This window comes from Marinobacter sp., from assembly GCF_033722735.1.
Lineage (GTDB): Bacteria > Pseudomonadota > Gammaproteobacteria > Pseudomonadales > Oleiphilaceae > Marinobacter.
In genome coordinates this window covers 1-6683 of sequence record NZ_JAWVYN010000046.1, presented here as the reverse complement: position 1 = coordinate 6683, position 6683 = coordinate 1, and the positions used below count along the sequence as shown (strand labels likewise).

Genomic DNA, 6683 nt, shown 5'->3' with positions numbered 1-6683 from the left:
TGGGATCGCTACTCGGATAACGACGAACACAGCAGCGCCTGGCTCCGCGTCAGTCAGGGCTGGGCTGGCGGCCAGTACGGTTTCATGGCTCTGCCCAGGATTGGCCACGAAGTCATCGTCAGCTTCCTCAACGGCGACCCGGACCAGCCCATCATCAGCGGGCGCACCTACCATGCCACCAACACGCCGCCCTATCCGTTGCCGGCGAACAAGACCCGCACCGTGCTGAAGACCCAGACCCACAAGGGCGAGGGCAGCAACGAACTGCGTTTCGAGGATGAGGCCGGCCAGGAACAGATCTACCTCCACGCCCAGAAAGACCTGGACCTGCTCACCGAGAACGACCGCATCGGCCACATCCAGGCCAACGACCACCTCACCGTGGACGGCGAACGCCGCGAACAGGTCGGCCAGGACCACAGCTTCGACGTCACCGGCACCCTCCACCTCAAAGCCGGCACCGCCTGGCTTACCGACTCCGGCACCGAACTCCACATCAAGGCCGGCCAAAAAGCCGTCATCGAAGCCGGCGCCGAAATCACCCTCAAAGCCGGCGGCAGCTTCGTCAAAATCGACCCCAGCGGCGTCGCGCTTAGCGGCCCGGCGATCAAGCTCAATGGTGGTGGCTCACCGGGGAGTGGTTCCGGGCAGGGCGTGCAGGCGCCGGGGATGCCGGGGTTGGTGGACACTAATGGCGGGGCGGTGGCGCCGGTGGCTTTGGCGGAGGTTGGCCAGCGAGCGAATGGTCAACCGGATGCCCAGATTCGCGCCTTGCGGGAAGGTAAAGCGCTGACGTCGATTTGCCAGGCCGAGGATGAAACGTCTGGGGAAGGTTCCAGTGCTTGACGTTTTCGAGGGCCCTGCCGTGGACAGAGACCAGGATATTCACTGCAATTATATTCTGATCGACGGCAGCAAGCGTAACGAAGCCGAACGGTGGCTTTACGAACTCCTGGACGCCCCGGACTATCGTAACTTGTTTGACGGCACAGAATGGGCTTCGATTCGTCAGGTCGCGCCGTTGTTGGTTCGGACCGAACCGGACCATCCGCTGATGGGGCAGCTAATGCAGGAAGGGAACGTCCTGGAGTGGGGCTACGGTATCGCCAGTGATGAGCCGCTGGATTCGGTGGCCAACCACTTGCGGCGGTTCATAACGGTACGCCATCCTCTCGGGCACAACGTCATGCTGCGTTTCGCTGATCCGACTGTCGCCTGGGTCTTGCTGGCACCTCCCGGCGAAGGTGGGCTGACGGAGTACTGGCAAACGTTAACGGCGGTGAAGCTGCCAGACGCCTTATGGAATGACTGGCACATTCAAACCCGTCCGGAAAGGTTAGACTCAGAAACCGGCGTAAACCCGAACGATGTGGCCACACTGCACCTGAGCGAGGTCACGTTGAGCTGTTTACTGGACACAGATCGACGGGCAACGTTGGTCAAGCTGATGCAGCACCTGGAGACGTATTTCCCAGACCGGGTAACCAGCAGTCTCAGGGCAGAGGTGGTGTTTGCATTACGGCAACTCATGAATCAGGCCATCGACAATGGCTATTCCTCGCTTCAAGCGTTAACGCACTGGTGTACGGTTTACGGTTACCTTGGTGAGCCAAGCGAATGGGCAAGCGTGGCTCCGGATATCCATCAAATGTTTCAACAGCCACCGGTTGAGACCGGCGACGTCCAGGCACGGAAGGCCGCCGTCGCTGCCATGGAGTTAGCCCAGACACAGCATGCAGGGAGAGCAGAGTCATGGGAATGATTGTCAACAATCCCGTCACCGCCGGTGACCGGCAAAGCCTGGCGGATATCACCGCCCAGGGCGCCTGCCCGCTGACCCGAACGGACATTCAGTTGATTCCGGTACGGTACGCCTACGCCGATGAGGCGGCGGATCACACCGCGCTGGGATCCCAGTTCAACCTCCAGTTCCAGCCGATTGGTATCCGCCAGGTGCGGGATGGCTACCTCTACCTTTTCCATTCCGATGCCCCGGACATTTTGCATGAATACGAAGTCAAAGACGGCGGTGCGGTCACCAAGCGTCTATGGACAGGCGGAGAAGCCACCCAGGACCAGCGGACCGGAACCCCGGATACACCGGCCATCGTGGTACCGCGCCGCGGTCACATCGAGGTTTTGTTTTCGTCCACCCAGTTGACCGCAAAAAAGTGCAGTATGCTGATTGGCTGGCAAAACTACCGCCGCGACGTGATGAAGCGGGTGGACTTGGCCGGTTATTGTCCTGTTACCGGTAAGCCCCAGTTACTGACCAAACCGGATCTGGAGTCGCTGCTTACACACCCGGACTCGCAAACCGTGCCCATGGATGGCAAAACCCAATTGGCTCCCTGGTACTGGGCTCAGGATACATTGGACGAGGGCCCCGAACCCTTTGCGCACCGATTGCCCGCCTACGAGCAGGATCATGCCTATCTCGTGGTAGACGACCTGATGGGCCACATCAACGACCTGCTGGACGCCTGGGCCATTGTTGATACCAACCACAACGCCTGGTTAGAGGGCGAGGACGCCAAATACTACTCGGCTCGATTCATCGACGACCTGATCCGCCTGGATGGTGAGCGGGTGGGGGAGCTGGCCCGTTCGTTTGCGGAGCAGGTTGAGGATGATGACGCCAAGGCGCTGTTTGAGAGCATCGCCCAGGGGGACAATGACCAACATGCCCGGCTGAAACAACTGGTCGAAGACTATCCCGAGTATCAGCAAAGTGTCCGCAAGGTGGCCGGACCCACCACCTACAGCTACATGCCAGCCGATCACGATCGCGTCACCGAGATGCGGGATGCTACCCAGGCGCTCGCAGATGAACTGGGCATGACGCAGGGAGAACTGCTCAATATCGTTGAGTCCATGTCCGACTACCAGGAAAACCTCGTCGACGGTTCCGCCTTCAGCGGTGAGCAAGGCATCGCAGACCTGGTGAAACTGGACGACATGAACGCCTACCTGGAACAGGCCCAGCAGCACCTGGCTTGGTTTGACCAAGAAAAGCGGCGCATCGTCTCGGACATCCAGTCGTTACTGGCCACCTTTTACCTCCACGGTCACCTGTATGACCGGGAAAGCGACGCCAGCTACATGGCGCTGCTGGGCATGGACAACGCGCTGATTGCCGTACTTACGGAATGGGCACAATCGTCCGGTGATTTCACCTTCTTGCGACAGTTCTACTTCGAGGAAGTGGGGCATCAGCACCTAATTTCGCTGGACCTGAAACCGGAGATCATACCCGGCACGCTAAAAGAGCTGATCAGCTCCCTGAAAGGCATCATGGATGCCAGGCAAGGCCCCGCGGCGTACCGTGATTGGGTCCAGCTGGTCGAGAACAGCCCGCACTTGCAGTTTCCGTCCCTGTCCCCCGGCGCCGCCGAACAGCTTAGCCACCACCTGGCCCAGCTCAACATCACCGCCCGGCTGGCCGTGTTTGATTTGGTGCAAGCGGTTGATGCCGCCGATTTGCATGGCCGCCTGAGGCAGATGTTCGAGCGCATGAATCCCGGCCTGCGGGCACACATCTTCGAGAACCAGCGGCTCTACGAGATTGACCTGGACATTGCCGATGCGGAAAACCTCGCCAGGCACGAATCCCTGGTGAGCGAAATCGAACGATTGGCCCAGTCGCATGAAGAAGCCCTGAACGAAGAGAAACGCCTCGAGAGGCGCCACAGCGAGGCCAGCACCCGCGACCGGCGCCGCTACAAACAGCAATATGACCAACAGATAGGCGATATTCGCACCCGCAAACAAATGCTGGCCGACCAGCTGCGGGAGCGGGGTTTTCAATTGCTGGATACGTCCCCGGTTGAGGGAGAAAACCACAGCGGGGCTCTCCTGATCGGCGGCCTGACCCGCACCGCCTACGGCCGTGCCGTGCAGACTGAAGTGGACGAACTGAAGCGCCTGAGAGACCGGGGTGGGTTAACGCGAATGATGGACTATGGCCGGGGCATGATCCACGGTCAGGACACCTGGACCTGCCAAAACGGATTGGTGGCCTGGGACTGGTGTCGTTTATGGGGCTGGTTGGGGCCGTTGGGGCTTGGGATGCGTTCAATAAATGGGACAAGGAAGGCGATTGGGGTGAGTTGTGGTCATTTGCCAGTGGTGCCGCTGGAACGGTTGGTGCGGCAGCCAGTGTCCTGACCATCGTCGGCAGTGCCCGCCTGAATTACTACTACCAGAGCGTCTCCCAGGCGGATGAGGTACTGACGCGACTGTCGCGGGTGAATGTTTGGGGAGGCACCATTGCGGCTTGGGCGGGGTTCTTTTCGGCGCTAGCTGATGGCGCCAAGCAAGTTCTTGAGTTAATTAGTCCCAAGAGCGATAACGGCGTTCGTGTTGGGAGTGGAATTACTCTCGCTGGCGATGCATTGCTCACTGTGGGAAGCTGGCGAATGGCCAGAACTGGATCTGCTGGTATTTACCACGTCCTTCGCAAAACTTCCGCCGACATCACCTGGAAATCGGTCAATCGGGGGATGCTGTCGTTGGCCGGCGGTGTGTTCCGGGGATTGAATGTTTACCTATGGATAGGCACCGCCTTGGTTTGCCTAGGCAATTGGGTACAAAGCTATTATAAACGCACAAACGTACAGCGTTGGTGTGAGCAGAGTGCCTGGGGCAATGATACCAAGGGTTGGGATACGGATCAGCAGCGCCACGAACTGGCCAAGGCCATCTACCAGCCAACCCTGTTGGTGCAGGCGGAACAGGCCGCCCTGGACGGACGCACGAGCTATTGCACTATCCGCCTGGAATTGCCCGGACTGAGTTCGCTGGAAGCGGATAATATGGAATGGGCGGTACTGAGGCAGGAAGGTACGGCCTGGGACCCTGATCATGAGTATTGGAACCGGTCCCTTACCAAGAAGAGTATGGGCGCTGCCGGTGTCGCCCTGGAGTTGTCACTGACCGGAGCCGACCTGGATACGGCGGACGGTTTCTACTTGGCATTCCGCTATAAGGCAGCTAACTCCCCCAACTGGTTGCCTGAAGCAGGCAAGTCCTACCACTACAAGCTGCTCTTGCATGAGCAAGGTGATTTACCGATGGTAGGGGCCAACGAGACCAAAACGTGGCAGCCGGTTACCCCTTTAGGCGGGGCAGATCAGCGATTGGCACCCTTGATCAGCGCGTTTGGCTTCCATGCACTGGTGAATAGACCCAAAGGATCATAAAGATGGCCCAGGAACACACGTCGGCGACATCACCTATATCGGAACCGGCCTGGGAAGCCGGCGTTCGTCGCACGACCCAAGATGGCCGACTACTGGCCCTGAGTCCTGCACCTGTGACCACCGGCGAGCGGGCGGTGGATGTCAACGCCTGGATTCGACGGAAAACTGAACACTGGCTGGATTTGCAACACGGCAACCTGTTGTTTGGCGCCGAGTTTTCGTTGATGTTTTTGAGCCTCACTATTTTGGTGATGATGGGTGGGGTGGCGATGACGGTAGATTATTATCTTGGGCACCGTGAATTAACCTGGATACCTTTGCTTGGTTTGGGAGGCATGAACTTATTGGTTACTGTTCCCTGGGGGCTGTATATGCACTTCCTGGGTAACAAGGCAGTAAAAGAAACTCCTCCAGTGAGGCTGAACCGACAGCGCCGGGAAGTGGCCATGCCGCGCTGGACGGAGGGGAAAAAGCTGAATCTGCCATTTTGGAATGAAAGTTCAGAAGGATGGGCTTATGTAACGGTTGTATTCACAATCGTTGCTGTACTTGCTCCGTTTATGTTGGAAGATGCAACAGAAGAGTATCGTAACAATTTGGTATTTTGGGCCTTGGTTGTACTTGGTGTAGAGCTTTTGGTCATCGGAACTTACCTGTTCATAGCCCTCCGCCTAAAGAAAAAACACGACCCCCAACTTGTCTACGAACTCCACCCCTGGGACAAGCTGGTTGCCTACATTGAAACCAAGCAGAACATCGGTCCCGGCCTGATGGCCACCCACACAGTCCTCACCCTGGCCATTCCCAAACCGGACGACCCCGAATCCGCCCTGGCCGCGGCCAGCATCAACGTCGGTCACGAAACCGCCGGCCTGACCCAGTGGGAGTGCCTCCGCCGGTTTATGGAAGAAGGCCCTGACGCCTGTCCGGACCCGAAGAACGACGAAACCCTGGCCCACTACAAAGCCAAGTGCCGTCAGGCCCGAAAGGAGATGTCCCTGCTACCCTGGCTGGGTAAAAAAGTGGGTGACTGGTTCTTCCAACGCTACCTGGCCCACATCATCACCGAGCGCCGACTCAAGACACTGGCCCTGAAAAGCCTGCCGGAAGAGCTGGACGCCTGGTCCGTCCCCTTGCCCAGAGAACAATGGGCCAAACCACCCGAGGCGCTGCAAACCCTCAATCAGCACCTTACCCGCGCCTACGAACGGGGCCTTCGTTTCACCGACATGGGGCCGGTGTCCCAGTGGCAAGCCAAATACGACGAAAAGAAGCAACAGAAGCGGAGCCGAGGTCGCTATCGGTCCAGGGCTGAGTTCTAAGGTAAGCGGGCTGACCAACGCCAATGCATGAGCCGGGCGATTTGCCGATGGCACCTCTGGATGAGCCGGACACCCGATTGACACCATTGATTATCCGCTACCATGCCCTGGTAAACGACCCCACTAAGTCCTGATTATGACCAAAGCTAACGAGCATCCA

At 58.5% G+C, this 6683-nt stretch carries 5 protein-coding genes; all 5 read left to right on the top strand.

Translation table 11 applies throughout. The features are described 5' to 3' along the window. Nucleotides 1–846, top strand: an 846-nt coding sequence (locus R3175_RS17700) for a type VI secretion system Vgr family protein (protein ID WP_318945670.1), incomplete at its 5' end; no start/stop codon positions are given. Further along, the gene (locus R3175_RS17695) at nt 839–1762 is read left to right on the top strand and encodes a DUF4123 domain-containing protein (RefSeq protein ID WP_318945669.1); all 924 of its coding nucleotides are present in this window, start codon (nt 839–841) and stop codon (nt 1760–1762) included. The genes R3175_RS17700 and R3175_RS17695, both read left to right, overlap by 8 nt. After that, a complete protein-coding gene (locus R3175_RS17690) occupies nt 1753–4167 on the top strand; it encodes a toxin VasX (protein WP_318945668.1) in 2415 nt (804 codons plus the stop codon). Before R3175_RS17695 ends, R3175_RS17690 begins: the two co-directional genes overlap by 10 nt. Beyond that, a complete protein-coding gene (locus R3175_RS17685; RefSeq protein WP_318945667.1) occupies nt 4110–5201 on the top strand; it encodes a hypothetical protein in 1092 nt (363 codons plus the stop codon). The genes R3175_RS17690 and R3175_RS17685 overlap by 58 nt, the downstream gene beginning before the upstream one ends. Nucleotides 5202–5203: 2 nt before the next feature. After that, nucleotides 5204–6523: a hypothetical protein gene (locus R3175_RS17680; protein ID WP_318945666.1), complete on the top strand. Its 1320-nt coding sequence runs from the start codon at nt 5204–5206 to the stop codon at nt 6521–6523. Nucleotides 6524–6683 lie beyond the last annotated feature (160 nt).

What these genes read in the sequence shown, in the direction of transcription:
- R3175_RS17690 (WP_318945668.1), top strand. Translation starts at nt 1,753, where the DNA reads ATGGGAATGATTGTCAACAATCCCGTCACCGCCGGTGACCGGCAAAGC.
- R3175_RS17680 (WP_318945666.1), top strand. Translation starts at nt 5,204, where the DNA reads ATGGCCCAGGAACACACGTCGGCGACATCACCTATATCGGAACCGGCC.